Here is a 26,790-nt window from a genome sequence, read left to right on the forward strand (position 1 = left end):
CGCTCACCAACGGAGACCAGCCGCCGGCTGAGTCCTCAAATCAGAAAGTCTCCGAACTCACCGGGGCGATTCACACCGGTCACACGAAACGAGGTGTGCATCAAACCCGGGATGGTTCAGAATGCGGTTGACGCAAGCCGCTGACCTGCCCTCGATGATGCGCAGCAATGTCTCTGATGCAAAACATACTTCGCGCGTCCACCAGGGCAAGCCGGGGAGCAAAAGGGGCGTGACAGACGCTCCAGAATCAGCCTGATCAGCGGTTTCTTGGGTAGGCCCAGGTCTGTATCGGCTGACGACTGATCATGTGCCGTTATAGCACCACCACACCAAGGCCTGTCTCATATTCATGTCATATAAGTGACATTGGAATGACACGCAGATTGAGACAGTGACATCGCATTTGAGAACTGACACGAACCGCTTTGTTCCTCGCACACCTACCCAAAGCTGCCATTGACTAATGTCACCATTTGTTGTTGACTGCGTTGCATGACGGACGGCGTTCCGGCTCGCGGGTCGTTGCGATCCCGCGGCGCGGCAGCGGTAAGTACGTACACCCTGCGGCCGATCACCAGCGTGATCCCGCCCGAACGGGCATGGGGCCTGTGGTTATCGCGCCAGATCGTTGCCAGAATCATGGGGACCTTCGGTCCCTCGCTCGCGGGCACCCGCGTCGAATCCGTCGACACCAGGCTGGCCGATGGCCGACGCGTCAAAGGTGAATGGGTCTACGGTCCCCGAACACCCACCAGTGACACCGCCCGCTCGTCGACGAGCGAGGGTGCGATCTACTACGTACACGGCAGCGGGTACGCCGTGTGTTCGCCAAAGACGCACCGCCGGTTGACATCCTGGCTTTCGTCCTTGACCGGCCTTCCGGTGTTCTGCATCGACTACCGACTCGCCCCAAAGCATCGCTTCCCCAGCGCGGCCGACGACGTCCGCACGGGCTGGGACTGGCTGGTCGATACGTGCGGCGTTGCGCCGAAACATATTGTGATTGCGGGAGATTCGGCGGGCGGTCATCTGTCGGTGGACTTGCTGCTGCAGCCCGGGGTCGACCACCCCGCCGCAATGGTGCTGTTCTCTCCCCTGTACGACCTCACGTTCGAACTGGCGCTCGCCCGGGAGCGAATCCGCCCCGACCCCGCTACCCGGGCCGCCAGCGCGGTCCGGCTGGTCGGCCTTTACCACCGCGGCATCGACCTCACCCATCAACGGCTGACGCTCGACGTCGCCGGCGGCCCCGCGCTCCCCCCGGCCCTGATTCAGGCCGGTGGCGCCGAGATGCTGCGCGAGGACGCGCGACAGCTCGCCGCCGACATCCGAACTGCCGGGGGCAGATGCGAATTGCAGATCTGGCCCCATCAGGTGCACGTCTTTCAGGCGCTGCCTCGCATCACACCGGAAGCCGCCAAGGCGATGGCCTATGTCGCGCGGTTCATCGCGCACGCCCTGCAGGATGCGCGTGCCGTCACCGAGGGGGCCCACTGACATGTTGGACAGACTGCTCAACCGGTCGAAGACCAGCCGCGGCGCCTCGGCGGTGGTGACCGGCGCCGGAAGCGGCATCGGTGCCGCGTTCGCCGTCGAGCTGGCCAAGCGTGGCGGGGCGGTGGTGTGCAGCGACATCGACGAGGCGGCCGCGCGGCGGACGGCCGACTCGATCACCGACCACGGCGCAAGGGCGGTCGCGATCCGTTGCGACGTCTCGCGTTTCGAGGATGTGCAGGCGCTGGCCGAACTGTCTCAGGCGTGGTTCGCGTCCCCACCCACGCTGGTGATCAACAATGCCGGTGTCGGCGCGGGTGGTGCCGCCATCGGCGACGCGCCACTCGACGATTGGCTGTGGACCCTGGGCATCAACCTATGGGGCCCGATCCACGGCTGCCATGTGTTCGCCCCCATCCTGCGCGAGGCAGAGCGGTTACCCGCCCCCCGCGGCATCATCAACGTGGCCTCGGCCGCCGCGTTCGGCGCCGCGCCCGGCATGGCCGCCTATAACGTCAGCAAGGCCGGTGTGGTCTCCCTCTCGGAAACTCTCGCCGCCGAATTGGCCGGCGCGCCGGTGCGGGTCACGGTGCTGTGCCCCACCTTCGTCAAGACCAACATCCTCGAAACCGGCCGCATCAGTGAGCAATCCAGCCGATTGGCCGCAAAACTGATGCGCTGGACGGGCTTATCCGCCGACAAGGTCGCGCGGGACTGCCTGGACGCGCACGACCGCGGCGAGCTGTACTGCATGCCCCAGTTCGACGCCAGGATCGGCTGGAACATCAAACGCCTGGCCCCGCAGACCTATACGCGTGCGGCCGGCCTGGTGTCACGCATCAACCTGCCCTGATCACCGGAACGAAAAGGAGCACCCAATGGCCATCGACATGGAAGCCATGCTTGCCAAGATCAAGGATCGCCAGTGGGCGCTCGCCGACATCGATTGGGACGCACCCGGCGCCGACATGATCACTGATGAACAGCGACCGCAGCTCAAGGCATTCATGGCCGACCTGTGCTGGATCGAAAACATCGGCGCCAGGGGCTTCGCGGCGTTGGCGAAGAAGGCACCTACACCGACCATCGCCGAGATCTACCGCTACTTCCACGCCGAGGAGCAGCGCCACGCCAACGCCGAACTGGCGCTGATGAAGCGCTGGGGCATGCTCGAGGACGGCGAGATTCCCGAGCCGAACGTCAACATCCGCCTGGCGATCGACTGGCTGGACCGCTGGGCCGATGACATGCCGCTGTCTCTGCTCGGCACCGTCATTCCGATGCTCGAAGTCGCACTGGACGGCGCCCTGTTGAAATTCCTCCTCGACGAGGTGCACGATCCCATTTGCCACCAGGTCTTCGAGAAGATCAACAATGACGAATCACGCCATCTGGTTGTCGATTTCGAGGTTCTCGACATGATCGGGCACGCGAAGATGCGGCGGTTGCTGATCGATTTCGTCGGTCACAATGCCACTCCCGGTCTCATCATCGGCGCGATCACGGGCGCACCGCTGATCAACAGGATCCGCAACGAGATCACCGCCATGGGTATGGAGCCCGAGCGGCTTTACCGGGCCGTGAAGCGGTTCAAGGAGCTCGGTGACCGCGGCGAACGTACCGGGCGGGTACCGACTTATCGTTTCCTGAGGCGTTACGCCGGGGTGGTCACGAGTCCACGCCACCCGTACCACCTGCTGGCCAATTCGATGGTGTGGCTTTCCGACCGATATCCGCGGCCTCTGCTTCCGCCGGTACCGACTTGGGTTGGAGAACTCACCCACGAGCCGGCGGCGTGACCGTGGCGAACGACCGCGCCCATGCGGCGCTCATCATCGGGGCAGGCTTCACCGGACTGGGGGCGGCGATCCGCTTGGCCGAGGCCGGGGTCGACGACATCGTGATGCTCGAGCGTGCCGACCGCGTCGGCGGGACCTGGCGCGACACAACGTATCCCGGTGCCAGCTGCGACGTCCCATCGCTGCTGTACTCGTACTCGTTTGTCAAGAACCCGACCTGGTCACGGACCTACTCCCCCGCGCCTGAGATCTACCGGCACCTCGAGGACATGGCGGACAGGTTCGGCATCCGCAGCCGCATCAGGTTCGGCCACGAGGTCAAGGGCTTGGCCTTCGACGAGGAAGCAGGCGTCTGGACCGCGACCACCAAGAACCGCAAGAGGTTTCGGGCCCGCACGGTCGTGCTCGCCTCGGGTCCGCTGTCCGACGTCAGCTTCCCCGACATCCGGGGCCTGGACAGCTACCGCGGACACAAGATCCACAGCGCACGCTGGGATCACGACTACGACTTCACCGGCAAGCGGGTCGCGGTCATCGGTACCGGCGCCAGCGCCATCCAGATCATCCCGGAGCTGGTCAAGCGGGCCGGGTTCGTCAAGGTCTTTCAGCGCACCCCGTGCTGGGTGTTACCACGCCTGGACGTCGCCACCCCACCGGCCGTGCAATCGTTGTTCACCAAAGTTCCTGCTGTCCAACAACTTGCGCGCCAGGCGCTGTACTGGGGCCACGAGGCGAGCGCCACGGCGCTGGTATGGGACACACCGCTGACGTCGCTGGTCGCCCGGCTGGGCCGGGCCCACCTGCGCGCCCAGGTGAAAGACCCCTGGCTGCGCCGTCAGCTGACGCCGGACTTCAGGCCGGGGTGTAAACGCATGCTGGTGTCCAGCGACTACTACCCCGCGGTGCAGCGCGACAACTGCAAGCTCATCGACTGGCCGATCGCCACGTTGAGCCCGGTCGGCATTCGCACCAGCGATGGCATCGAACACCACCTCGACTGCATCGTGTTCGCCACCGGCTACGACGTGCATCTGACCGGACCGCCCTTTCCCGTCACCGGGCTCGGCGGCCGGTCGCTGGCCGCCGAATGGACCGGCGGCGCACAGGCTTACAAGAGCATCAACGTGCACGGGTATCCGAACCTGTTCGTCATGACCGGCCCCAACTCCGGGCCCGGCCACAACTCGCTGCTGGTCTACATCGAGGGCCAGCTTGACTACGCCGTGCGGGGCATCACCACCATCCTCAACGACGACCTGCGTTATCTCGATGTCCGTGACGAGGTCCAGCGTCGGCACAACGAGGAACTACAGCGTCGGCTCACCAGGACGACGTGGATGTCGGGGTGCCGCAGCTGGTACCTCACCAAGGACGGCTTCAACGGGTCGATGTACCCCGGCTTCGCCACGCAGTATCTTCGCCAGATGAGGAATTTCCGCTACGAGGACTACCAGGCGGTGGCACGCCGCGCCCCAACGCAGGCCACTGCGTCGGCCTGAAATGCCGCACTGACATGGCCACCGAGCGCGCATCGCGGCCCGAACCCGGCACCATCGCCGGCGTGCTGCACAACGTGCGGCGCGCACCCAAGCGCGTGCGGCGCCAATCGCGGGAATACCGCCAACTCATCGAGGGGGCGGTGTCCCAGCTTTTCGAGTCGGCCGCCCGACACCCGCACGGCGCAGCGAACTCCGGTGAATACCGCATCGACGACCTGGCCCGGCTGGCGGGCACCACGACGCGCAACATCCGCGTGTACCGCGACCGCGGGCTGCTGCCGCCCCCGCTGCGGGTGGGGCGCATCGCTCTGTTCAACGACACCCACCTGACCCGGCTGCGGCTCATCACCTCGATGCTCGACCGCGGTTACAACATCGCACATGTGCGAGAAATGCTCAGCGCATGGGAGGAAGGCAAAAACCTCGGCGACGTGCTGGGCCTCGAAACGGCGATCGCGGGCCCGTGGACCACCGAGAAGCCGGAGAGCATGCCGCTGTCGGAGGCGCAGCGATTGGTCGACGACGCCGATGCGTTCGAACGTCTGGTCGCGCTGCAGGTGATCCGGATCGATGGGACGCAGGCCACCGTCACCCGCCCGAAACTCATCGAGGCGTTCAACGAAATCCGCGGCTACGGCGTCAAATTGGACAAGCTCATCGACCTCCACGAACAGATCGTCCCCGAGATCGACAAGATCAGCGACATGCTGGTGCGCGCCGGCGCGGAACACGTGCTCGACCGGATCAAGCCCGGCGAACCGCTGCCGGAAGACGCCGAGATCGCCGAGCTGATCACCATGTTGGTGCGCTTCCGCACTCAAGCGGTGGCGACCGTCACCGCCACACTCGCATCCTCGATCGAATCCAACATCGAGTCGCTCGTCGGCCGCATCTTGGCCGACTACCTCGAATCGGGCTCGTCGGTCTGAGTCTGGTTCGCGCGCACCTCGGGCCGTGCGCGCGCAAACTAGACGGCGGGCAGCATCAAATAGGAGTACTGACCACCGTGCAGGTTAAGCACGTGTAAGTGCCCGTGCAGGCCGCAGCCGTCGGGTAAGTGAGGGCCAGCATTATGGCAAGAATGACTTTGGACTTACGGCCAGACACAAATACTCCATCCCGTTGAAGTTGGCACAGATGCTAAGCGGGGCACCGTCGGAAAACCGGAAAATGATAGATTTTCGCTGCAAATCCGCAGCAGCCATACAGAATGGCGCGTCGCACCGGCCCGACGGCGGGCGTCAGCAGCGCATAACCGGCGTCAGTGTTGGCTCAGCGTCAGCGTTCCTTTTGTCTGCAACACTTTGCTAGCGGTGATCTTCTCGGTTCTGCGCGCCTCACGCTCGAGGTAGCGCTGCTTGGACTCGTCGAATTTCACCGAAGCGTCCTCGAGTTCCTTGACCAGCAGCGCGAGATCGTCGCGCATCGCGGCGGCCTCACCGGTGAAGTCTTCGCGTTCGAAAATCCGCCACTTCTTCAGGACGGGCAGCACGACTTCCTCGAGATGAATGCGCGGGTCGTAGACGCCACCAACGGCGATGATCACCGCCTTGCGGCGGAACTCGGGCACCGTGAATCCGGGCATCTTGAAATTGCGCAGAATCCGATGCACGGACCTCATCGCCTGATCGGGTGCGATGTCCAAACCCGCGGCGCTGATATCGCGGTAGAAGAGCATGTGCAGGTTCTCGTCGTGCGACACCCTGGCCATCAACTGCTCGGCGATGGTGTCATTGCTGGCTTTGCCCGTGTTGCGGTGTGAGACGCGGGTGGCGAGTTCCTGAAACGAGACGTACATGACCGAGTCGAACAGGCTCTCAGCGAACATGTCGCCCTGCTTATTCTGTCCCGGACTGAAGCCTCTGGTCATTTGCTCGAGCCGGAGCTTCTCGAGCTCCACCGGGTCGACGGCGCGGGTCACCACGAGGTAGTCGCGCAGCGCCGTGCTGTGCCGGGCCTCCTCGGCGGTCCACCGATTCACCCACTGTCCCCACGGACCGTCCATGCTGAAATTCATCGCGATCTCACGGTGGTACGACGGCAAATTGTCTTCGGTCAGCAGGTTTTGCACCATCGCCACCTGCGCGACGTCGGGCAGCGTGCTCTGCCCGGGCTGCCAATCCTGGCCGTCGGGCCCGTAGAAATTCTTCCCGTCCGACCAGGGCACATAATCGTGCGGGCTCCACTCTTTGAACATCGAGAGATGGCGATTGAGCAGGCGCTCGACCACCGGCTCGAGCTCGTGAAGTAGCTGCAGGTTGGTCAGGGGTTTGGACACTTAGCCCTCCCGGTTATCCGTCGCGGTCGTAACGCGCATGTATCTGTGTCATGCGGTTACATAAAGATGGCACGCGAGCGGACCGGGCAAATAGGGCCGAAAGTCCCCACGGCGCCAACCGTGACGCAGAGAACACCCGACCGCCGATCGGGACCGGCTTATCGATTAAAAGCTATTGGCGCGCAATCAAATACGGGGCCAGGGTGGACAGCTTCTCGCAGGTCTCTTCGAACTCGCGATCGGGTGTGGACTCTTCGATGATGCCGGCGCCCGCCCGCAGCCACGTCTTGCCATCGCGCTCGTAGGCCGCCCGCAACGTCAGCGCCGCGTCCAGGCCGCCGTCGGCCGAAATCATCACGACCGCACCCGAATACAGACCGCGTGGTCCCTCGTCGAGGCGCATGATCGCTTCGACGCCACCGGCTTTCGGGATGCCCGACGCGGTGACGGCCGGGAACAGCGCTTCGAGCGCGTCCATCCGGTCGTTCGAGGTGTCGAGCCGGCCGCTGACCGTGGACCCGAGATGCTGCACGCTCCCCCGTTCGCGCACCGTCATGAAGTCGGTGACGACGGCAGTACCGGGCTCGGCGATCTCGGCCATTTCCTGCAGCGAGCTGCGTACCGAAATAGCATGCTCGACAATCTCTTTGGAATTCGATTCCAAGTCGTCGCGGGCTTGACGGTCGCGGACCGCGCCACGGCCGAGCGCTCGGGTGCCCGCCAGCGGTTCGGTCACCACGACGCCGTCGTGGTGGACGGCCGCAACCAGTTCGGGGCTATAACCCACGGCGCGAATTCCGCCCAGCCGCAGCAGAAATGACCTCACCGGTGTGTTGTGCCGGCGAGCCAAGCGATAGGTGGATGGGAAGTCAAGCGGGAAAGGCACTTCGAGAGAGCGCGAAAGGATGACCTTGTGGTAGCGGCCCGCGGCGATCTCGCCGACGGCCGACGCGACCCGATCGCGGTAGCCGGACGGGTCAGCGACCACGTCGACCGCCGAGGCGTCGCGCACGTCGGGCACACCGTCGCCGAGCACGCCCAGGACCTCGTCCCGGTGGTCGGCCGATGTGCCGAACAGGCGGATCCCCTCCCGGGTCACCACGATGCGCCCATGCGGCCAAAACACCCGGGCCAGTGGGGTTCCCGGTGCCAGCCGCTGCTGCAGCCCGTAGCGATACACGCCGAATTCGAAGGCAATCCAGCCGAAGAGCTGGTCGGTCTCCAGCAGCAGCCGGTCAATGGCTTCGCCGAGAACCGGCCCCGGCCGGCCCGACCACTGTTGGCACTGGGTCACGCCGTCGCGGATCACCCGCAGCTCGTCACTGTCCAGCTCGATCATGGCGCGCACGCCGGTGGCGAGCACCCATTCACCGCCGCGCTCGTAGAGCAGATACTCGTCCCCTACGCGCTCGGACAGCACCACGGCCAGCTCGGCCGCCAGGTCCGCGGGATCGATATGCACGGGAAGCGGGATCGACGGCGACTCACAGCCGGCGGAACTTGTCTCGACGCTGACCTCGGTCACGGTTAGTAAATGTAGCCTAACCTATGTAGCTACGCGCAACCGATCCCGCCAACTGATCCCTCGATCGCCGCGTTCAGCTAAAACTTCCGCGGAGTTAAAGCCCCGGCCGGTCCGTGTCCAGCGGGCCAAGTCGGCTGACATGCGGTGGCCTCCGTCGCGTTCCCGCAGTTAATTGGCGCTACGGGAGGTCGCCGCAGCGCCGACCAGGGGCCCGCCTGTGAAGATCGCCACTCCAAAGGTTTCCCTACCGTTTACGTCGTGGCCGCACAACGTGGCGCTTTGGCGGCCAGACTTTTCCTAGCGCACATTGCACCCTGCCCACACCCGCCGGATTGGAGGAACACGGTGTTCATCATTCGGCTTTTCAACGGCGAGGAAGTGCATGCGAGCGAGGGCGACGAGCTCGAAATCAATCCACAGACCGGGGTGCTTTCGGTTTCCCGGATCGATGGCTTCGAGGAAATCACTACGCATTTCTCGCCGTCGGCGTGGCTGTCGGTGACGCACCGCAAAAAAGGGGCCGGCGTGCGGCCCTCACTCGTCCCGTCGGCGCGTTGATCCGAATTTGACTGCACAGTAAATGCACAGCACCTTCACACCAAACTCGCGGCACCCGATGCACACCCGTGCGCGGGATTCCTCGCGGTTAATTTCGCTCTGACCAGCACTTTTACCGGGCATTAGCGGATCCCGACACGGCCTTCGCCCTGTGAGCGTTGAACTGGCGACGAGTCGGCCGCGGGGATAAATTCTTGACGGTCGTCGGGATGTTTCGTGGTTGCTCCGCTTGCGGACGGTGCTTCCCCCAGATCAGCGCGCTAACCAACGGAGGCATCGATGCTGCAAGAGTTTTGGCACAACTTCACCCATAACCTGTTCAAACCGCTTCTGTTGTTCTTTTACTTCGGGTTCCTGATTCCGATCCTCAAGGTGCGGTTCGAATTCCCGTATGTCATCTATCAGGGATTGACCATGTACCTGTTGCTGGCCATCGGCTGGCACGGCGGGGAAGAACTAGCGCAAGTCAAGGCATCCAGCGTCGGGGTCATCGTGGGCTTCATGGTGCTGGGCTTCGTGCTGAACTGTGCGATCGGCGGCCTGGCTTACCTGGGCCTCGGCCGCCTGAAATCACTGCGAAAGGTCGACCGCGCAACGGTCGCCGGCTACTACGGGTCGGACTCGGCGGGAACGTTCGCCACCTGCGTGGCCGTCCTGACCGCGGTGGGCATCGCGTTCAACGCGTACATGCCGGTGATGCTGGCCGTGATGGAGATCCCGGGCTGCTTGGTGGCGCTGTATTTCGTTGCCCGACTGCGGCATCGGGGCATGGACTCCGCCGGCTACATGCCCGACGAGGCCGGCTATACGCCGCCGGTCAAGGTCGGCGTGGGACCCGGGACCGCCGCGCGTCCTCCGCAGGGGCAGAGTCTCGAGAGTCAAGAGGAAGCCGGGATCGAGCAGGAGCTGGAGCTCTCGCTGGAAAAGCTGGAGCACCCGGATTGGGAGCCCGACCAGAGCCCGCCGCGCCCCAAGGGCAAGAAGGTGCCCATCTTCTCCCGGGAACTGTTCCAGGAGGTCTTCCTCAACCCCGGCCTCGTCCTTTTGATGGGGGGCATCATCATTGGCCTCGTCAGTGGGCTGCAGGGGCAGAAGGTCGTCGCCGACGACGACAAGTTCTTCGTGATGGCCTTCCAGGGCGTGCTGTGTCTGTTCCTGCTCGAGATGGGGATGACGGCGTCGCGCAAGTTGAAGGACCTGCGCGCGGCCGGTCCCGGATTCATCGTCTTCGGCCTCGTGGCACCGAATGTCTTTGCGACGCTGGGCATTATCGTCGCCTGCAGCTATGCGTCGCTGACCCACACCGACTTCAAGACCGGAACCTACGTGCTGTTCGCGGTGCTGTGCGGTGCGGCGTCCTACATCGCCGTTCCGGCGGTGCAGCGCCTGGCGATCCCCGAAGCGAGCCCGACGTTGCCGCTGGCCGCCTCACTGGGCCTGACGTTTTCCTACAACGTCACCGTGGGGATCCCGCTCTACATCGAGATCGCCCGCATCTTCGAGCGTCTGTTCGGAGTGTGACCACGCCCGGAAGGCCGCTACCCCAATAGCGTTCGCACCACAGCGTCGGCCAGCAGCCGTCCGCGCGGCGTCAGCACCAGCCTGTCACCCTCGGACACCAACAAGCCGTCGACCACCACGCTCTCGGCGCGGCCGCGCTCGGCGGCACTGAGCAGGTCAACCAGAAGTCCTTGGCGCAGACGCGTTTTCAACAGCACGTCTTCGGTGTGCAAGGCGTCGGCATCGAGCCGCTCGAATCCGGCCACCGGCAGCTCCCCGGCGCCCAGCCTCTCCGCATACGCGTTGGGATGCTTGACGTTCCACCACCGCGTCGTGCCGAGGTAGCCGTGCGCGCCCGGTCCGGCGCCCCACCACTGACCGCCGTCCCAGTAGCCCAGGTTGTGGCGGCATTCACCGCCGGGCCGCGACCAGTTGGAGACTTCGTACCAAGACATCCCGGCCTGCGACAACCGCGCATCGACCAATTCGTAGCGGTGGGCCAGCACGTCGTCGTCGGGTGGGGCCAATTCGCCGCGACGGACCCGCCGGGCCAGCGCGGTGCCCTCCTCGACGACGAGCGCGTAGGCGGAGACGTGATCCACGCCGGTCTCCACCGCCGTGTCGACCGACCGCAGCAGGTCGTCGTCGGACTCCCCCGGCGTGCCGTAGATCAAATCGAGGCTGACGTGCTCGAAGCCCGCCGCCAAGGCCTCGCGGGCGGCGGCCGCCGACCGGTTCGGGGTGTGGATGCGGTCGAGGACACCCAGCACCCTCGGCGCCACGGACTGCATCCCCAGCGATACCCGGGTGAAGCCGGCCGCGCGAATGGCGTCGAAGAAATCCGGCCAGGCCGACTCGGGGTTGGCCTCGGTGGTGACCTCGGCGCCGGGAGCCAGCGTGAAGTGGCGACGCAGCATGTCCAGCAGTGTGGCCATCCGGGCACCCCCCAGCAGCGACGGCGTTCCGCCCCCCACGAACACGGTGTTCACCGGGGGCGCCTGCAATCGCGCGGCCGCCAGTTCGAGTTCGGTCCCCAGCGCGCCGAGCCAGGCGTCCGGGTTGACGCCGCCCAATTCGGCCGGGGTGTACGTATTGAAATCGCAATAACCGCAACGTGTTACGCAAAACGGAACGTGCACATAGATGCCGAATGGCCGCCCGGCGACCACCCCGACGCCGGGGAGCTCGACCGGTTTTTCGCGAATGGCCATGCCAAATGATCCCACGACAGGCGGAGTGACCCGGGGTCGTCGATGGCCACTAGGGAACCGGCCCGCACGCAAGGGAACAGTCGCATCAACTTCTAAGGGTTTGCCGGGGAGATCTCCCAGGCTCGGCCGGTAGTTTTAATCACCGTGAGCCAAGATTTGACCTGCTCGCACGGCCCTTCGGCATCCGTGGCACAATGGTGGCGTGACTGTCGACCGGCCCGGCCCCCACATGGTGCTCGTGGCGCGACGGCACATTGATCTCAAGCGCGTTTGCAGCTGTATCTGTCTGCCTTGACGTGGTAGACCCAGGCCCCCTGTGTCTCCAGCTGGCCGATGGTTCCGCGCCGCCTGAAAGTGCCGGTGAACTGTGCTGGCCGCGCTGGCGATCTTTTTAAAGGAGAGAACTTCCCGATGACCACCGCCAGAGCCGCGAAGCCCCGTAACGAGGGCCAATGGGCACTGGGAAATCGTGAGCCGCTGAACCCGAACGAGGAGATGAAGCAGGCCGGCGCCCCGCTGGACGTGCGGGAGCGCATCGAGACGATCTACGCCCAGAACGGCTTCGACAGCATCGACAAGAGCGACCTGCGTGGGCGTTTCCGCTGGTGGGGGCTCTACACCCAGCGTGAACAGGGCTACGACGGGTCGTTCACCGGCGACGACAACGCCGAGTTGCTGGAAGCCAAGTACTTCATGATGCGGGTGCGCTGCGACGGCGGAGCCCTGTCGGCGGCCGCGCTGCGCACCGTCGGCCAGATTTCCACCGAATTCGGCCGCGACACCGCCGACATCACCGACCGTGAGAACGTCCAGTACCACTGGATCGAGGTCGAAAACGTCCCCGAGATCTGGCGGCGGCTGGCCGCGGTCGGCCTGCAGACCGCCGAGGCGTGCGGTGACTGCCCCCGCGTGATCCTGGGCTCGCCGCTGGCCGGTGAGTCGCTCGACGAGGTGCTGGACCCCAGCTGGGCGATCGAGGAGATCGCGCGCCGCTACATCGGCCAACCCGACTTCGCCGACCTGCCGCGCAAGTACAAGACCGCGATCTCGGGTCTGCAAGACGTGGTGCACGAGGTGAACGACATCGCGTTCATCGGCGTCAACCACCCCGAGCATGGCCCGGGGCTGGACCTGTGGGTCGGCGGTGGCCTGTCGACCAACCCGATGCTGGCCCAGCGGGTCGGCGCCTGGGTGCCGCTCGACGAGGTTCCCGAGGTGTGGCACGCGGTGACGTCGATCTTCCGCGACTACGGCTACCGCCGGCTGCGGTCCAAGGCGCGGCTGAAGTTCCTGGTCAAAGACTGGGGCATTGCCAAATTCCGGGAAGTTCTCGAAACCGAGTACCTCAAGCGTCCGCTGATCGACGGCCCGGCCCCCGAGCCGCTCAAGCACCCGATCGACCACGTGGGCGTGCAGCGTCTCAAGAACGGGCTCAACGCGGTGGGCGTCGCCTCGATCGCGGGCCGGGTGTCGGGCACCATCCTCACCGCGGTGGCCGACCTCGCCGAGCAAGCCGGCTCGGACCGGATCCGGCTCACGCCCTACCAGAAGCTGGTCATCCTCGACGTGCCCGACGACAAGCTCGACGAGCTGGTCGTCGGCCTGGAGGCGCTGGGCCTGCAGTCGCGGCCGTCGCATTGGCGGCGAAATGTGATGGCGTGCACGGGGATCGAGTTCTGCAAGCTGTCCTTCGCCGAAACCCGGGTCAAGGCGCAGTCTTTGGTGCCCGAGCTGGAGCGCCGGCTCGCCGACGTCAACGAGCAGCTCGACGTGCCCATCACTGTCAACATCAACGGCTGCCCCAATTCCTGCGCCCGCATTCAGGTCGCCGACATCGGGCTCAAGGGCCAGATGGTCGATGACGGAGAGGGCGGCTCGGTCGAGGGTTTCCAGGTTCACCTGGGCGGAAGCCTGGGCCTGGACAGCGGGTTCGGCCGAAAACTGCGCCAGCACAAGGTCACCAGCGACGAGCTCGGCGACTACATCGAGCGCGTCACACGCAACTTCCTGAAATATCGCGGTGAGGGTGAACGTTTCGCACAGTGGGCTATGAGGGCAGACGAGGACGATTTGCGATGAGCGAACGAACAACCAAGCTTCCAGAAGCCGAATTGCGGGCGCTCGCCGCCCGCGGCGCGGCCGAGCTGGAGGGCGCCAGCGCCGCCGAGGTGTTGCGCTGGACTGACGAGACATTCGGCGGCATCAACGGGCCCCGCGGCTGGGCCACCTGCAATTACGTGGTGGCCTCCAGCATGCAGGAGGCCGTATTGATCGACCTGGCGGCAAAGGTGCGCCCGGGCGTGCCGGTGGTCTTCTTGGACACCGGCTATCACTTCGTGGAGACCATCGGTACCCGAGACGCGATCGAATCCGTATACGACATCCGGGTGCTCAACGTCACTCCCGAACACAGCGTCGCCGAGCAGGACAGGCTGCTGGGCAAGGACCTGTTCGCCCGGGATCCCGGCGAGTGCTGCCGGCTGCGCAAGGTCGCGCCGCTGGGCAAGACGCTGCAGGGGTACTCGGCGTGGGTGACGGGGTTGCGCCGGTCTGAGGCCGCGACGCGCGCGAACGCGCCGGTGGTCGGCTTCGATGAGGGCTTCAAGCTCGTCAAGGTCAACCCGATGGCGACCTGGTCCGACGAGGACGTGCAGAACTACATCGACGAGCACAGCGTGCTGGTCAATCCGCTTATCTACGAAGGCTATTCATCGATCGGCTGCCAGCCCTGCACGGCCAAGCCGCTGGCCGGCGCCGACCCGCGCAGCGGCCGCTGGCAGGGCCGGGCCAAGACCGAATGCGGTTTGCACGCCTCGTAAGAGGCTCACGGTCAACGTGTTTCGCCGCCCCCGGCCGGGTGAGAACCGGGCCGGTGAAAAGCGATAGCGCGTTCGCGGAAAGCAACGGTCGGCCCGGGGTTACCCACGCGGGATAAGGGGCCCATGCATCACGCGGAGGTCAGCGTGCTCTCATCCTGGTCGGCCTCATCGGCGCCACTTGCGTTGTCGGCCAAGGCGATCGGCGGGACCCTGGTGGCACGCACGTAGACGGTGTCGCCCTCGCGAAGGGCCAGGGCCTCGGCGTCGCCGCGGGTGATCTGGGCGGTGAAGAATCCACCGGTGGCCGCGCTGGTCAACTCGACCCGCACCTCGAAGCCCAGCGTCACCACCCGGTCGACGATGGCGCGCACCACCCCCACGGACTCGGCCGTGCCGTCGCCGCCGGCGATCGCCATCTCGGGGTTGCGGCCCACCCGGATATCGTGCGGCCGCACCAGGGTGCCGTTCAGGGTGGACACCGCACCGAGGAACGACATCACGAACGCGTTCGCCGGGGTGTCGTAGACGTCGGTCGGGGATCCGATCTGTTCGACGCGGCCCTTGTTCAGCACCGCGATGCGGTCGGCGACGTCCAGCGCCTCGGCCTGGTCGTGGGTGACAAGCACCGTGGTCACGTGCACCTCGTCGTGCAGGCGCCGCAACCACGCGCGCAGATCCTCGCGCACCTTGGCGTCCAGCGCGCCGAACGGCTCGTCGAGCAGCAACACCTGCGGGTCGACGGCCAACGCCCGCGCCAGCGCCATCCGCTGCCGCTGACCACCGGACAGCTGGTTGGGATAGCGGGCCTGAAACCCGCTCAGTCCCACCACTTCCAGCAGGTTGTCGACTTTGGCTTTGATCTCGGCCTTGGGTCGCTTGCGGACCTTGAGTCCGTAGGCCACGTTGTCGCGGACGGTCAGGTGCTTGAACGCCGCGTAGTGCTGGAACACGAACCCGATGCCGCGGCGCTGCGGCGGCACCCGGGTCACGTCCCGACCGTAGATGGTCACGGTTCCGGTGTCGGGTTGGTCGAGGCCGGCGATGGTGCGCAGCAGGGTCGACTTGCCCGAGCCGCTGGGACCCAACAGCGCGGTCAGCGAGCCGGTGGGCACGACGAAGTCCACATGGTCCAGCGCGACGAAATCGCCATAACGTTTGTTGGCGTCGCGCACGACGATGGCGATGTCGTCCCGGTTGGCGTGAGTCACGGTCATTCTCCTCGTCAGGCCTGCCTGGCCGCTCGTGCGCGTCGCGCGTCCAGCACCACTTGGAAAACCAGCACCAGCACGGCCACCTCCATCAGCAGTGTGGACAGCGCGTAGGCGCCGTATTCCGCACCGCGGTTGTACCGGTCGGAGACAAGCAATGTCAGTGTCTGCGACTTCCCCGGCAGGTTCGACGACACCATCAGCACGGCGCCGTACTCCCCCAGGGTACGTGCAATCGTCAACACGATGCCGTAGGTCAGACCCCACCGGATGGACGGCAGGGTGATCCGCCAAAAGGTCTGCCACCAGCCCGAACCCAGGGTGGCCGCGGCCTCCTCCTGGTCGGTTCCCAGCTCGTGCAGCACCGGCTCCACTTCGCGCACCACGAAGGGCAGCGTGACGAAGATGCTGGCGAGCACGATGCCCGGCAGGCCGAAGATGATCTTGAACCCGAGGTCTTGTTCCACGAACCCCAGGGCACCGGCCGACCCCCACAACACGATCAACGCGACGCCCACGATGACGGGTGAGACCGCGAACGGCAGATCGATGACCGCCTGCAGCACGCCCTTGCCGCGAAACCTGTTGCGCGCCAGGACCAACGCGGTGGGGATGCCGAAGACGACGTTCAGCGGCACCACGATGGCCACCACCAGCAGCGTCAGGTTCAGCGCCGATATCGCCGCGGGGGTGCTGACCCAGGCGTAGAACTGCCCCAGTCCGGGTTGGAACGTCCGCCACAGAATCAACGCCACCGGAATGACCAGCAGCACGAAGATGTAGGCGAGCGCGACGAATCGCAACCAATAACGCACTCCCGCAGACGATGTCATGCGGACAGCTCCTCCCGCTTGGCCGCATGGCCGCCCACGATCCGCAGGACGAGCAGCACGACAAACGAAATGCCCAACAGCACAATCGATATCGCGGCCGCGCCGGTGCGGTCGTCGTTCTCGATCAACGTGCGAATCCACTGCGACGACACTTCGGTCTTGCCGGGCACCGCACCGCCGATGAGCACCACCGAACCGAACTCGCCGATCGCCCGCGAGAAGGCCAGGCCCGCCCCGGACAACAACGCGGGCAACAGCGACGGCAGCACCACCGAGGTGAAGATCTTCGGGCCGCTGGCACCCAGCGACGCCGCCGCCTCCTCGGCTTCACGATCGAGTTCCAGCAGCACCGGCTGCACGGCGCGCACCACGAACGGCAGCGTGACGAAGGCCAGGGCCACCGCCACACCCCACGACGTGTGCTGCAGTTGCAGACCGATGGGGCTGTGGTTGCCGTACAACGCCAGCATCACCAGGCTGGCGACGATGGTCGGCAGCGCGAAGGGCAGATCGATGATCGCGTCGACGAGGCGTTTGCCCGGAAAGTCGTCCCGCACCAGCACCCACGCGATCACCAGGCCGAAAACCAGGTTGAGCACGGTGACCCCGGCCGAGATCGTCAGGGTGACCCGAAACGATTCCAGCGCGGCATTCGAGGTGACGGCGAGCCAGAAAGCCTGCCAGCCGCCGCTTGCGGATTGCCACGCGATCGCGGCCAGCGGCAGCAACACGATCACCGAGAGCCAGATTGTGGCCGCGCCGACCCGAAGGGCGGTGGTGCCGCGGCCGCGCTCGGGAAGCGGGCCCCCTGGCACGTCGCCGCCGAGCTCGGGGCGGACTGCCAGCGGGTCCGGCGTGATGGCCGTCATCCGGTGGCCTTCGTGTAGATCTTCGTGATGCTGCCGGAGTTCTTGTCGAACAGCTGCGGATCCGCTGTGGCCCAGCCGCCCAGGTCGGCGATGGTCCACAGTTTCGCCGGCACGGGGTACTGGTTGCGGAAGTCGGCGGCCACGGCCGGGTCGACCGGGCGGAAACCGGCTTGCGCCCAGACCTTTTGGGCCGCGGCCGTGTATTGGAAGTTTTTGAAGGCGACGGCGGCGTCCAGGTGCGGGCTGGTGTTGACCACCGCCACCGGATTGTCGATCTTGAAGGTCTGCGCCAAGTTGATGTGTTCGACCGGCTTTCCGGCCCGCTCGGTGGCGATGGCCTCGTTCTCGTAGCTGATCAACACGTCACCGCTGCCCTGGACGAAGACGTCGGTGGCTTCCCGGCCCGATCCGGGTCGCAGTTTCACGTGTTCGGTGACCAGCTTCTTGATGAAATCCACCCCGGCGTCGCTGTGTGCGCCGCCTTCGCTCTTGACGGCGTACGGCGCGAGCAGGTTCCACTTGGCCGAGCCGGAACTCAGCGGACTGGGGGTGATGACCTCCACACCGGGGCGCAGCAGGTCATCCCAATCCTTGATGTTCTTCGGATTGCCCTTGCGCACCATCAGCGTGACCACCGAACCGAACGGAATTCCCTTGGTGGCGTCGGTATTCCATTCCTTGGAGACCTTGCCGGCCTTGACCAGTCGAGCGATGTCGGGTTCGACGGAGAAATTCACGACGTCGGCCGGCTTGCCGTCGACGACGCCGCGGGACTGGTCACCGGAGGCGCCGTAGGAGGTGACCACCTGGACGCCCTTGCCTTCGTCGGAGGCGTTGAACGCCGGAATTATCTTGCTCCAACCGGGTTCTGGGACCGAATAGGCGACCAGGGTGATGCTGGTGCGCGCGTTGGCCAGACCACCGCCGCCGACGGCATCACTGGCCCCGCCATGGCACCCGGCGATCAGGCCGGCGACGACGGCGAGGGCGAGGACGGGCCGCCAGCTTGATGCGGTCCTGGTGTCCATGGAGGGCCTTCCGGTGCGAGACGTATGGGAGTCGTGTCCCGTTTCTGCGGAAAGGCACCTAGAACTTCAGGAGAATTCGAAAACTCCAGACCAGACCGCGCACGGGTGTGGGAGTCAGCGACAACAGTGCACGAGGGCATGGCACTCCGAGATGCTCATCGCCACGCGCATGGCGGGAAGCCTAACAGGAATTGACGTTGCCGCCACCGCAGCGGTGGCTGTGCAGACGGCCCATGGCCGTTAGCGGTGCATCGCGTGGGTCACCAGCCACGTGACGACCACCAGCGCCACCAGGATGACCAGAATCAGGGTCACGTGTGACCGAGGCATGCGCTACCCGGGCGTCCCGTCGTGGCGGGCACGGCGCATCAGCTCGATGCCCTTTCCGAGCACGCCATCCAGCAGTGCCGCCGTGGCGTAGGCCACCACCAGCACAGCGGGCATCACCACCAGGGCCTGCAGCACGAAAGGCAGCCCCGACAGCCACAGCTCGTTGCCGTCCCACCAATTGAGGAACGCGTTCACGTGGCTCACCCTATTCGGCCGGGCCGCCGAAGACCATCGGCCCGGCGGGAACGCGCACCGGCACAGGCCCGATGCAACGGACGGCGGCGCGGCACGCCAGCTCGGCGAAACGTTGGACGCGAGACCGCTGAGCAGCGATGATGTCCAGATGGTTCTGCATGCCCAGCCCGAAGACCAGCCGGCCGCACCGCTCGACGCCCTGCCCGGGGAAGAGCGTCAGGCCGCCTCCGCCACGTCGATGTCGTCGTCCATCGACCTGCGCACACCCGGGCCCCTCGCTCCCAGCGCTGCCCTGCGGAACCCGTTCCCGCCGATCGCCGACTACGCGTTCCTGTCGGACTGGGAAACCACCTGCCTGATCTCCCCCGCCGGCTCGGTGGAATGGCTCTGCGTGCCCCGACCGGACTCGCCCAGTGTGTTCGGGGCGATCCTGGACCGCAGCGCCGGTCATTTCCGGCTGGGGCCCTACGGGGTCTCGGTGCCCTCGGCGCGCCGCTATTTGCCCGGCAGCCTGATCATGGAAACCACCTGGCAGACCCACACCGGGTGGCTGATCGTGCGCGATGCGCTGGTGATGGGCCCGTGGCACGATCTGGAGCGGCGGTCGCGCACACACCGCCGCACCCCGATGGACTGGGACGCCGAGCACATCCTGCTGCGCACGGTGCGCTGCGTCAGCGGCACCGTCGAGCTGATGATGAGCTGCGAACCGGCGTTCGACTACCACCGCGTCGGCGCCACCTGGGAGTACTCGGCCAACGCGTACGGCGAGGCCGTCGCCCGCGCCACCAAGGATCCCGACGCCCACCCGACGATGCGGCTGACCTCCAACCTGAGGATCGGGTTGGAAGGCCGCGAGGCGCGCGCACGCACCCGGATGAAAGAGGGTGACGACGTGTTCGTTGCCCTGAGCTGGACCAAGCACCCGGCGCCGCAGACCTACGAAGAGGCCGCCGAGAAGATGTGGCAGACCACCGAGTGCTGGCGGCAGTGGATCAACATCGGGAACTTCCCCGACCACCCATGGCGGGCCTATCTGCAGCGCAGCGCGCTGACGCTGAAGGGCCTGACGTACTCGCCCACCGGCGCGCTGCTGGCGGCCAGCACCACGTCGTTGCCGGAAACGCCTCAGGGCGAACGCAACTGGGATTACCGCTACGCCTGGGTGCGCGACTCCACCTTCGCGCTGTGGGGCCTGTACACGCTCGGACTGGATCGCGAGGCCGACGACTTCTTCGCCTTCATCGCCGACGTCTCCGGCGCCAACAACAACGAGCGCCATCCGCTGCAGGTCATGTACGGCGTGGGCGGCGAGCGCAGCCTGGTCGAAGAGGAACTGCATCACCTGTCCGGCTACGACCATGCCCGGCCGGTGCGGATCGGCAACGGCGCCTACGACCAGATCCAGCACGACATCTGGGGCTCCATCCTGGACTCCTTCTACCTGCACGCCAAGTCGCGCGAGCAAGTGCCCGAGACGTTGTGGCCGGTGCTGAAGAAGCAGGTGGAGGAGGCGATCAAGCACTGGCGCGAGCCGGACCGCGGCATCTGGGAGGTGCGCGGGGAGCCGCAACACTTCACGTCGTCGAAGGTGATGTGCTGGGTGGCGCTCGACCGCGGCGCCAAGCTGGCCGAGCGGCAGGGCGAGAAGAGCTACGCCCAGCAGTGGCGGGCGATCGCCGAGGAGATCAAGAACGACATCCTGGCGCACGGCGTGGACGCCCGCGGGGTGTTCACCCAGCGCTACGGCAGCGACGCGCTGGACGCCTCGCTGCTGTTGGTGGTGCTGACGCGGTTCTTGCCCCCGGACGACCCGCGGGTGCGCAACACGGTCCTGGCGATCGCCGACGAACTCACCCAGGAGGGCCTGGTGCTGCGCTACCGGGTCGAGGAAACCGACGACGGGCTGTCCGGCGAGGAGGGCACCTTCACGATCTGCTCGTTCTGGCTGGTGTCGGCGCTCGTCGAGATCGGCGAGGTGGCGCGCGCCAAGCGCCTGTGTGAGCGGTTGCTGTCCTACGCCAGCCCACTGCACCTCTACGCCGAGGAGATCGAGCCGCGCACCGGTCGGCAACTAGGCAACTTCCCGCAGGCCTTCACCCACCTGGCGCTGATCAACGCGGTGGTGCACGTCATCCGCGCCGAGGAGGAAGCCGACGGCTCCGGGGGGTTCCAGCCGGCTAACGCGCCCATGTAGCGGCGATCGCGAGGGCGGCGCAGCCGGACGAAGCGCGTCGCCGCCATCAGGTAAGCGCGTTAGCCGCGGGCGTTGAGCTTGTCCATGAGCGCGTGGGTGAGATCGATGGCGGTGGTGTTGATGTCGGCGTTGCCCGCATCTCCCGGACCGTAAAAGGGACGGAATTCGACCCTGACCTCGACCAGGTAAGGTCCCTTGACGCCAAGGGCCCGGGCCTCGGGGATGGCGTTCAAACCATCGTGTGGGCCCGACCCCCTCGAAACCGTGGCCGCGACAACCGAATCCGAGACGCGCACGTCGGAGATGGCGTCCGCCCCCCATGCGTCGATCGGCTCCACCATCAACGTGGTCCCGTCGCATCTCTGCCACTGCGCGGTGAACTTCACGAAGAGCGCATCGGCGTCCGCGACCGTTCGCAACTCGACGATGCCTTGCTCGACGCTGTCGACCTTCACGGAATCGCCTTTGTGCACCCACATTTCGGCGGCCGTCTCCTGGATCGGTGCCGAGGCGTACGTGACCCGCTGCATCGGGTGAACGACCCCGATGCAGTCGGCCGGCCGCCCGTTGTCCCAGTTGGACCCCAGTGTGTCGAGTCCGCCGAACTCCGAGTAATGCGGGTAGGGCTGGAACGGCTGCCCGAGCAGCCTCGCCAGCGCGGTGCCGTCGAACAATACCCGTTTGATGGGCGGTACCCGCCCCGCGGACGGCGCCAGAACTGCGGTGCCGGAGGTGGTTTCGGTGCACCCGGCCGTCAGCAGCACCGCGATCAAAGCGGCCAACGAACGGAAGCTGCTCTTCACTTCGCCCCTGCCCTTCCCGCAGCCCGGCGCGCCGTCAGCCCAGGGCGCTGACCCTGTCCATCAGGGCGTGCGCAACGTCGATGGCGCTGGAGTTGATGTCGGCCGAACCGGGATCCGACGACCGCCGCCCGCCGAAGAACACGACCTGCACCTCGACGAGACAGTTCGACCGGATGCCGATGGCGCGCGCCTGCGGGGTCGGCCGCAGCGGCGGCATGTTGGGCAGTATCGATGTCGCGGTTTTGGTCGCGGCGATGGTGGAGTCCGTGACGCGGACGTCGCTGATGACGTTCGTGGTGCTGATCGGGCCGGACTGTTCCGACGTCGTCATGCCGTTGCACTGCTGCCACTGCCCCGAGAACTGCGCGAACAGCGCCTGGGCCTGCCCGGCCGACGGGAGCGTGACCACACCCTCCTCGACCACGATCACCTGCGCCGGTTCACCGTTGTTCCACCACGACTCGGACGCCACCTCTTGCACGTCGGCGGACCGGTACACGCCCTGCTGCAGCATCGCCGTCACGCCCAGGCAGCCGGCCTGCGACATCGTCCGCTGGACCTGATAAAGCCTTTCGGGCCCACCGAATTCGGCCGGATCCCGCGCCACGAAGGGCTGATTGAGCATCCGCGACAGCGTCGGGCCGTCGAGAAGCACCTGCTTGACCGTCGCGCCGCTGAGCGGTCGGGGCTTCAGGGTGGGCGCCGGCTTCGCCGTGCCCGCCACCACCCCACCGCAGCCCGTCGCCAGCACGGCGACCGCCATCAGCGCCGTCGCTATCCCCCGAATCCGCATGGCTATTTCTTGCCCTTGTCCCCCGCGGCGTCGGCGGACAGCGCCGCGACGAACGCCTCCTGCGGCACATCGACCCGCCCGATGGTCTTCATCCGCTTCTTGCCTTCCTTCTGCTTTTCGAGAAGTTTGCGTTTACGGGTGATGTCACCGCCGTAGCACTTGGACAACACGTCCTTGCGGATCGCGCGAATGTTCTCGCGCGCAATGATTTTCGATCCGATGGCCGCCTGAACGGGCACCTCGAACTGCTGGCGCGGAATCAGCTCTTTGAGCTTGGTGGTCATCTTGTTGCCGTAGGCGAACGCCGAATCCTTGTGCACGATGGCGCTGAACGCGTCGACCGCCTCGCCCTGCAACAGGATGTCGACCTTGACCAATTGCGCCTCCTGCTCGCCGGCCTCCTCGTAGTCGAGGCTGGCGTAACCGCGGGTGCGTGACTTCAGCGAATCGAAGAAGTCGAAGATGATCTCGCCCAGCGGCATCGTGTAGCGCAACTCGACGCGTTCCGGCGACAGGTAATCCATGCCGCCCAGCTCGCCGCGGCGCGACTGGCACAGTTCCATGATGGTGCCGATGAATTCGCTCGGCGCGATGATGGTGGTCTTGACCACCGGCTCGTAGACATCCCGGATCTTGCCTTCCGGCCAGTCCGACGGGTTGGTCACCACGATCTCGGTGTTGTCCTCCTTGACCACGCGATAGACGACGTTGGGTGACGTCGAGATCAGGTCCAGGTTGAACTCTCGCTCCAGGCGTTCACGGGTGATCTCCATGTGCAGCAAACCCAAGAAGCCGCAACGGAATCCGAAGCCGAGCGCCACCGACGTCTCCGGCTCGTAGGTCAGGGCCGCGTCGTTGAGTTGCAACCTGTCCAGCGCGTCGCGCAGATCCGGGTAGTCGGAGCCGTCCACCGGATACAGACCCGAGTAGACCATCGGCTTGGGCTCGCGGTATCCGGTCAGCGCTTCGGCGGCACCGTGCCGCGCCGTCGTCACCGTGTCCCCCACCTTGGATTGGCGGACGTCCTTGACGCCGGTGATCAGGTAGCCCACCTCGCCCACGCCCAGGCCGTCGCTGGCCTTCGGTTCGGGCGAGACGATGCCGACCTCGAGCAGTTCGTGGGTGGCGCCGGTGGACATCATCGCGATGCGTTCGCGCGGGGTGATCTTGCCGTCGACCACGCGCACATAGGTCACCACGCCGCGGTAGATGTCGTAGACCGAGTCGAAGATCATCGCCCGCAGCGGCGCGTCGGCCCTGCCCTGCGGCGGCGGCACCTCGCGCACCACGTGGTCGAGCAGGTCGGCGACGCCGTCTCCGGTCTTGCCCGAAACCCGCAGCACGTCGCCCGGCTCGCAGCCGATGATGTGGGCGATCTCGGCCGCGTAGCGGTCGGGGTCGGCGGCGGGCAGGTCGATCTTGTTGAGCACCGGGATGATGTGCAGGTCGCGGTCGAGCGCCAGATAGAGGTTGGCCAGGGTCTGCGCCTCGATGCCCTGGGCGGCGTCGACCAGCAGCACCGCGCCCTCGCAGGCCTCCAGCGCGCGGGACACCTCGTAGGTGAAGTCGACGTGGCCGGGGGTGTCGATCAGGTGCAGCACGTACTCGGTGTCTGCGACCTTCCACGGCAGGCGCACGTTCTGGGCCTTGATGGTGATCCCGCGTTCGCGTTCGATGTCCATCCGGTCCAGGTACTGCGCGCGCATGGACCGCTCGTCGACGACGCCGGTGAGCTGGAGCATCCGGTCGGCCAGCGTGGACTTTCCGTGGTCGATGTGGGCGATGATGCAGAAGTTCCGAATCTGCGCCGGATTTGCCTGTTTTAGCAGGTCAAGTGCCATTTTTGAGACCTTCCCGTGTCCAAAAGTGCCTTCCCGCTACCACCCCACTACCAGCAGAAATAGAAATCGGTGTGTCCATTGGACACAGACCCATGAGGAGAATTGATGAAGCTGGACGCACCCAAGAACAACAACTACGCCGCCACCATCGTATGTGTCCGCAACCTCATCGAGCTTGACGGTCTGGACAACCTGGTCGGCGTGCCCGTTCTGGGGCACCAGGCCCTCACCCAGAAGGACGTCAAGCACGGCCAGCTTCGCGTGGCCTTCACAGCCGAGACTCAATTGAGCGAGGACTTTTGCGCGATCAACAACCTGTACCGGGACGCAACCCTGAACAAGGATCCCGCGGAGACCGGCTACCTGGAGAAGAACCGTCGCGTCCGGGCGATCAAACTGCGTGGGCACACCTCAAACGCTCTCTTGATGCCGCTGTCATCGCTGGCCTACACCGGCTTTGACGTCCACGGCCTGCTGGAGGGTGACACCTTCGACACCCTGAACGGCCACGAGATCTGCCGCAAGTACGAGATCCAGCGTCACGTTCAGAATCCGGCCAAGAGCAAGGTGGAGAAGGCCTTCAAGCGCGTCGACAAGAAGCTGTTCCCGGAGCACCTGGAGACGGACCAATACCACAGGAACAAGCACTTGCTGAAGGCCGGCCGCGAGGTCGTGGTCACGCAGAAGCTCCATGGAACCAGTTTCAGGGCCGGCTGCGTCGTCCCTGTCCTTCGCCAGCTTTCACCGCTAGAGAGGCTATTGATAAAGCTTCGACTTGCCGAACTCGTATGAACGAAGTCGAGTGTGCGTGGGTGGCCGGACTGCTGGAAGGGGAGGGCTGCTTCAGCTTCGGGGTGAAAAATGGGAGGAAATTTCCCAACATCTCTTGCGGCATGACCGACCAGGACACGATAGAAAAGCTCTTACGCCTGACTGGCGTCGGTGGAATATGTGTTACTCACAGGGAAAACCTAAAGCCAATCTACTCCTGGCGCGTATCCAAGAGGGCTGACGTTGCCCCACTCTTGCATTCGGTACGTCCACACATGTCCACACGTCGAACGGCTCGCATAGATGAGCTTTTAGATTACATAGACACCCACCCGTTTTACAACGTTCAGCCGGCGGAATGCGGGACGCGCAAAAGTTATCGCCGCGGTTGTAGATGCACGCTCTGCCACGAGGCGAGTAACCAATACCAGCGCGATTCATATCAGAAGAGAAAGAGGCGTGGGGACAATGCCCTGGTTCAAGAAGATTAAGATTCCCCGTTACGAATACGACGTAGTGTTTGGATCTCGCAAGGTAATCAAGGATCCCAACAACCCGAGGCAGAACCATTACTATGATCAGGATATTTGGACACACTACGGCCAGAAGATTGCAGAGCTTTTGCCCGAGGGTGTCGTCCTCTATGGAGAGCTTGTGGGATGGACGCCTGGTCCCGATGCGGTACCTCTGCAAAAGAACTATACATATCACCTTTCCAAAGGCGAGGCTGAGCTTTTCGTATACCGGGTATCCACGATCAACTCCCAAGGTGTCCTGACCGATTTGCCCTGGGATGGCGTCAAGGAATTCTGCCAAGCCCGCGGCCTGAAATGGTGCCCGGAATTGAAGCGCATTCCGCTCCATGGCGGGCGTGAGCCCCTGGTGGAGGTGGAGGAGTTCCTCGGGAATTTCCTGGATGAACGCCTGGCCGATTTTGGCGGCTGGAATGATATCCCACTCATTGTGTCTAGCCACAAGACGGTTGACGAAGGCATCTGCTTACGCCAAGAGGGATTAGTCCCACTCATTCTCAAAGCCAAGTCACCCAAATTCCTTGAACACGAAACCAAACTCCTCGACAAGGGAGAGGTTGACCTAGAAAGTGCCGCATAAATGCAGAGCCGGCGTTGCGCTAAGCCAACATGTAATCGTGCAGAACAGACCGGGGGTTTCTGCAAACCCCACTATGAATTAGAGACCAGGCATTTACCCACAGGCAAGGCCGATCCAGGTCCTGTC

General features: G+C 65.2%; 23 protein-coding genes and 1 pseudogene. 13 read left to right on the forward strand and 11 right to left on the reverse strand.

What is annotated here, in order from left to right; genetic code table 11:
• The first annotated feature begins 492 nt into the window (after window positions 1-492).
• The 5 genes from DQP57_RS00005 to DQP57_RS00025 are packed head-to-tail and all read left to right on the forward strand — an operon-like array spanning window position 493 to window position 5,721.
• Window positions 493-1,497 (forward strand): alpha/beta hydrolase, encoded by a 1,005-nt coding sequence (locus DQP57_RS00005; protein WP_112630530.1) that lies wholly within the window; start codon window positions 493-495, stop codon window positions 1,495-1,497.
• 1 nt (window position 1,498) lies between these two features.
• Complete coding sequence (locus DQP57_RS00010) at window positions 1,499-2,347, forward strand: SDR family NAD(P)-dependent oxidoreductase (RefSeq protein ID WP_112630532.1); 849 nt, start codon at window positions 1,499-1,501, stop codon at window positions 2,345-2,347.
• A gap of 25 nt (window positions 2,348-2,372) precedes the next feature.
• Complete coding sequence (locus DQP57_RS00015) at window positions 2,373-3,293, forward strand: ferritin-like domain-containing protein (protein WP_112630534.1); 921 nt, start codon at window positions 2,373-2,375, stop codon at window positions 3,291-3,293.
• Window positions 3,290-4,792 (forward strand): flavin-containing monooxygenase, encoded by a 1,503-nt coding sequence (locus DQP57_RS00020; RefSeq protein WP_112630536.1) that lies wholly within the window; start codon window positions 3,290-3,292, stop codon window positions 4,790-4,792. The genes DQP57_RS00015 and DQP57_RS00020 overlap by 4 nt, the downstream gene beginning before the upstream one ends.
• 14 nt (window positions 4,793-4,806) lie before the next feature.
• The gene (locus DQP57_RS00025) at window positions 4,807-5,721 is read left to right on the forward strand and encodes a MerR family transcriptional regulator (protein WP_112630538.1); all 915 of its coding nucleotides are present in this window, start codon (window positions 4,807-4,809) and stop codon (window positions 5,719-5,721) included.
• A gap of 332 nt (window positions 5,722-6,053) precedes the next feature.
• Here DQP57_RS00025 and DQP57_RS00030 read toward each other — a convergent pair whose 3' ends face one another.
• Both DQP57_RS00030 and DQP57_RS00035 read right to left on the reverse strand, forming a co-directional pair.
• Window positions 6,054-7,070, reverse strand: a complete 1,017-nt coding sequence (locus tag DQP57_RS00030) for an acyl-ACP desaturase (RefSeq protein WP_112630540.1) — start codon at window positions 7,068-7,070, stop codon at window positions 6,054-6,056.
• A gap of 172 nt (window positions 7,071-7,242) precedes the next feature.
• Entirely contained in the window at window positions 7,243-8,595 is a 1,353-nt protein-coding gene (locus tag DQP57_RS00035) for a salicylate synthase (protein ID WP_112630542.1), read from the reverse strand.
• 345 nt (window positions 8,596-8,940) lie between these two features.
• Here DQP57_RS00035 and DQP57_RS00040 point away from each other — a divergent pair, with 345 nt between their 5' ends.
• Both DQP57_RS00040 and DQP57_RS00045 read left to right on the forward strand, forming a co-directional pair.
• Complete coding sequence (locus tag DQP57_RS00040) at window positions 8,941-9,153, forward strand: hypothetical protein (RefSeq protein ID WP_112630544.1); 213 nt, start codon at window positions 8,941-8,943, stop codon at window positions 9,151-9,153.
• Window positions 9,154-9,432: 279 nt separating this feature from the next.
• Window positions 9,433-10,674 (forward strand): sodium-dependent bicarbonate transport family permease, encoded by a 1,242-nt coding sequence (locus DQP57_RS00045; RefSeq protein ID WP_112630546.1) that lies wholly within the window; start codon window positions 9,433-9,435, stop codon window positions 10,672-10,674.
• 17 nt (window positions 10,675-10,691) lie between these two features.
• On the opposite strand, the gene hemW is transcribed toward DQP57_RS00045, so the two are convergent.
• Window positions 10,692-11,864, reverse strand: a complete 1,173-nt coding sequence (gene hemW, locus DQP57_RS00050; RefSeq protein WP_112630548.1) for a radical SAM family heme chaperone HemW — start codon at window positions 11,862-11,864, stop codon at window positions 10,692-10,694.
• Window positions 11,865-12,093: 229 nt separating this feature from the next.
• Here hemW and DQP57_RS27560 point away from each other — a divergent pair, with 229 nt between their 5' ends.
• The 3 genes from DQP57_RS27560 (at window position 12,094) to DQP57_RS00060 (ending at window position 14,683) form a co-directional block, all read left to right on the forward strand.
• Window positions 12,094-12,159, forward strand: a complete 66-nt coding sequence (locus tag DQP57_RS27560) for an Ms4527A family Cys-rich leader peptide (RefSeq protein ID WP_353852123.1) — start codon at window positions 12,094-12,096, stop codon at window positions 12,157-12,159.
• Window positions 12,160-12,275: 116 nt separating this feature from the next.
• The gene (locus DQP57_RS00055) at window positions 12,276-13,943 is read left to right on the forward strand and encodes a nitrite/sulfite reductase (RefSeq protein ID WP_112630550.1); all 1,668 of its coding nucleotides are present in this window, start codon (window positions 12,276-12,278) and stop codon (window positions 13,941-13,943) included.
• Window positions 13,940-14,683, forward strand: a complete 744-nt coding sequence (locus DQP57_RS00060) for a phosphoadenylyl-sulfate reductase (protein WP_112630552.1) — start codon at window positions 13,940-13,942, stop codon at window positions 14,681-14,683. The genes DQP57_RS00055 and DQP57_RS00060 overlap by 4 nt, the downstream gene beginning before the upstream one ends.
• 128 nt (window positions 14,684-14,811) lie before the next feature.
• Here DQP57_RS00060 and DQP57_RS00065 read toward each other — a convergent pair whose 3' ends face one another.
• From DQP57_RS00065 to DQP57_RS00085, 5 genes are all read right to left on the reverse strand, one after another.
• Entirely contained in the window at window positions 14,812-15,897 is a 1,086-nt protein-coding gene (locus DQP57_RS00065; protein ID WP_112630554.1) for a sulfate/molybdate ABC transporter ATP-binding protein, read from the reverse strand.
• 8 nt (window positions 15,898-15,905) lie between these two features.
• Window positions 15,906-16,724, reverse strand: coding sequence for a sulfate ABC transporter permease subunit CysW (cysW, locus tag DQP57_RS00070; protein ID WP_112630556.1), 819 nt, complete (start codon window positions 16,722-16,724; stop codon window positions 15,906-15,908).
• Complete coding sequence (gene cysT, locus DQP57_RS00075; protein ID WP_112630558.1) at window positions 16,721-17,593, reverse strand: sulfate ABC transporter permease subunit CysT; 873 nt, start codon at window positions 17,591-17,593, stop codon at window positions 16,721-16,723. Before cysT ends, cysW begins: the two co-directional genes overlap by 4 nt.
• A complete protein-coding gene (locus DQP57_RS00080; protein WP_112630560.1) occupies window positions 17,590-18,621 on the reverse strand; it encodes a sulfate ABC transporter substrate-binding protein in 1,032 nt (343 codons plus the stop codon). The genes cysT and DQP57_RS00080 overlap by 4 nt, the downstream gene beginning before the upstream one ends.
• A gap of 333 nt (window positions 18,622-18,954) precedes the next feature.
• Window positions 18,955-19,146: a hypothetical protein gene (locus DQP57_RS00085; RefSeq protein ID WP_112630856.1), complete on the reverse strand. Its 192-nt coding sequence runs from the start codon at window positions 19,144-19,146 to the stop codon at window positions 18,955-18,957.
• Window positions 19,147-19,294: 148 nt separating this feature from the next.
• Between DQP57_RS00085 and DQP57_RS00090 the strand changes: the two genes are divergently transcribed.
• Window positions 19,295-21,343 carry a glycoside hydrolase family 15 protein gene (locus DQP57_RS00090; protein WP_112630562.1) on the forward strand — a complete coding sequence of 683 codons (2,049 nt, stop codon included), beginning with the start codon at window positions 19,295-19,297 and terminating at the stop codon, window positions 21,341-21,343.
• A gap of 59 nt (window positions 21,344-21,402) precedes the next feature.
• Here the strand turns inward: DQP57_RS00090 and DQP57_RS00095 are convergent, their stop codons facing one another.
• From DQP57_RS00095 to lepA, 3 genes and pseudogenes are all read right to left on the reverse strand, one after another.
• Window positions 21,403-22,125, reverse strand: coding sequence for a sensor domain-containing protein (locus DQP57_RS00095; protein WP_240631633.1), 723 nt, complete (start codon window positions 22,123-22,125; stop codon window positions 21,403-21,405).
• Window positions 22,126-22,180: 55 nt separating this feature from the next.
• Window positions 22,181-22,939 carry a sensor domain-containing protein gene (locus DQP57_RS00100; RefSeq protein WP_112630566.1) on the reverse strand — a complete coding sequence of 253 codons (759 nt, stop codon included), beginning with the start codon at window positions 22,937-22,939 and terminating at the stop codon, window positions 22,181-22,183.
• Window positions 22,940-22,941: 2 nt separating this feature from the next.
• Window positions 22,942-24,750: pseudogene (lepA, locus tag DQP57_RS00105) on the reverse strand (translation elongation factor 4); the annotation flags it as partial.
• Between the two features lie 135 nt (window positions 24,751-24,885).
• Here lepA and DQP57_RS00110 point away from each other — a divergent pair.
• Together DQP57_RS00110 and DQP57_RS00115 are read left to right on the forward strand one after the other, a co-directional pair.
• The gene (locus tag DQP57_RS00110; RefSeq protein WP_205868988.1) at window positions 24,886-25,572 is read left to right on the forward strand and encodes a hypothetical protein; all 687 of its coding nucleotides are present in this window, start codon (window positions 24,886-24,888) and stop codon (window positions 25,570-25,572) included.
• Between the two features lie 447 nt (window positions 25,573-26,019).
• The gene (locus tag DQP57_RS00115; protein WP_112630568.1) at window positions 26,020-26,664 is read left to right on the forward strand and encodes an RNA ligase family protein; all 645 of its coding nucleotides are present in this window, start codon (window positions 26,020-26,022) and stop codon (window positions 26,662-26,664) included.
• Window positions 26,665-26,790 lie beyond the last annotated feature (126 nt).

This window comes from Mycobacterium colombiense, from assembly GCF_003284935.1.
GTDB lineage: Bacteria > Actinomycetota > Actinomycetes > Mycobacteriales > Mycobacteriaceae > Mycobacterium > Mycobacterium arosiense_A.

Coding starts and splice junctions, on each gene's coding strand:
- DQP57_RS00005 (WP_112630530.1), top strand. CDS start 493: ATGACGGACGGCGTTCCGGCTCGCGGGTCGTTGCGATCCCGCGGCGCG.
- DQP57_RS00010 (WP_112630532.1), top strand. CDS start 1,499: ATGTTGGACAGACTGCTCAACCGGTCGAAGACCAGCCGCGGCGCCTCG.
- DQP57_RS00015 (WP_112630534.1), top strand. CDS start 2,373: ATGGCCATCGACATGGAAGCCATGCTTGCCAAGATCAAGGATCGCCAG.
- DQP57_RS00025 (WP_112630538.1), top strand. CDS start 4,807: ATGGCCACCGAGCGCGCATCGCGGCCCGAACCCGGCACCATCGCCGGC.
- DQP57_RS00045 (WP_112630546.1), top strand. CDS start 9,433: ATGCTGCAAGAGTTTTGGCACAACTTCACCCATAACCTGTTCAAACCG.
- hemW (WP_112630548.1), bottom strand. CDS start 11,864: ATGGCCATTCGCGAAAAACCGGTCGAGCTCCCCGGCGTCGGGGTGGTC.
- DQP57_RS00055 (WP_112630550.1), top strand. CDS start 12,276: ATGACCACCGCCAGAGCCGCGAAGCCCCGTAACGAGGGCCAATGGGCA.
- DQP57_RS00060 (WP_112630552.1), top strand. CDS start 13,940: ATGAGCGAACGAACAACCAAGCTTCCAGAAGCCGAATTGCGGGCGCTC.
- DQP57_RS00065 (WP_112630554.1), bottom strand. CDS start 15,897: ATGACCGTGACTCACGCCAACCGGGACGACATCGCCATCGTCGTGCGC.
- cysW (WP_112630556.1), bottom strand. CDS start 16,724: ATGACATCGTCTGCGGGAGTGCGTTATTGGTTGCGATTCGTCGCGCTC.
- cysT (WP_112630558.1), bottom strand. CDS start 17,593: ATGACGGCCATCACGCCGGACCCGCTGGCAGTCCGCCCCGAGCTCGGC.
- DQP57_RS00080 (WP_112630560.1), bottom strand. CDS start 18,621: ATGGACACCAGGACCGCATCAAGCTGGCGGCCCGTCCTCGCCCTCGCC.
- DQP57_RS00090 (WP_112630562.1), top strand. CDS start 19,295: ATGGTTCTGCATGCCCAGCCCGAAGACCAGCCGGCCGCACCGCTCGAC.
- DQP57_RS00100 (WP_112630566.1), bottom strand. CDS start 22,939: ATGCGGATTCGGGGGATAGCGACGGCGCTGATGGCGGTCGCCGTGCTG.
- DQP57_RS00110 (WP_205868988.1), top strand. CDS start 24,886: ATGAAGCTGGACGCACCCAAGAACAACAACTACGCCGCCACCATCGTA.
- DQP57_RS00115 (WP_112630568.1), top strand. CDS start 26,020: ATGCCCTGGTTCAAGAAGATTAAGATTCCCCGTTACGAATACGACGTA.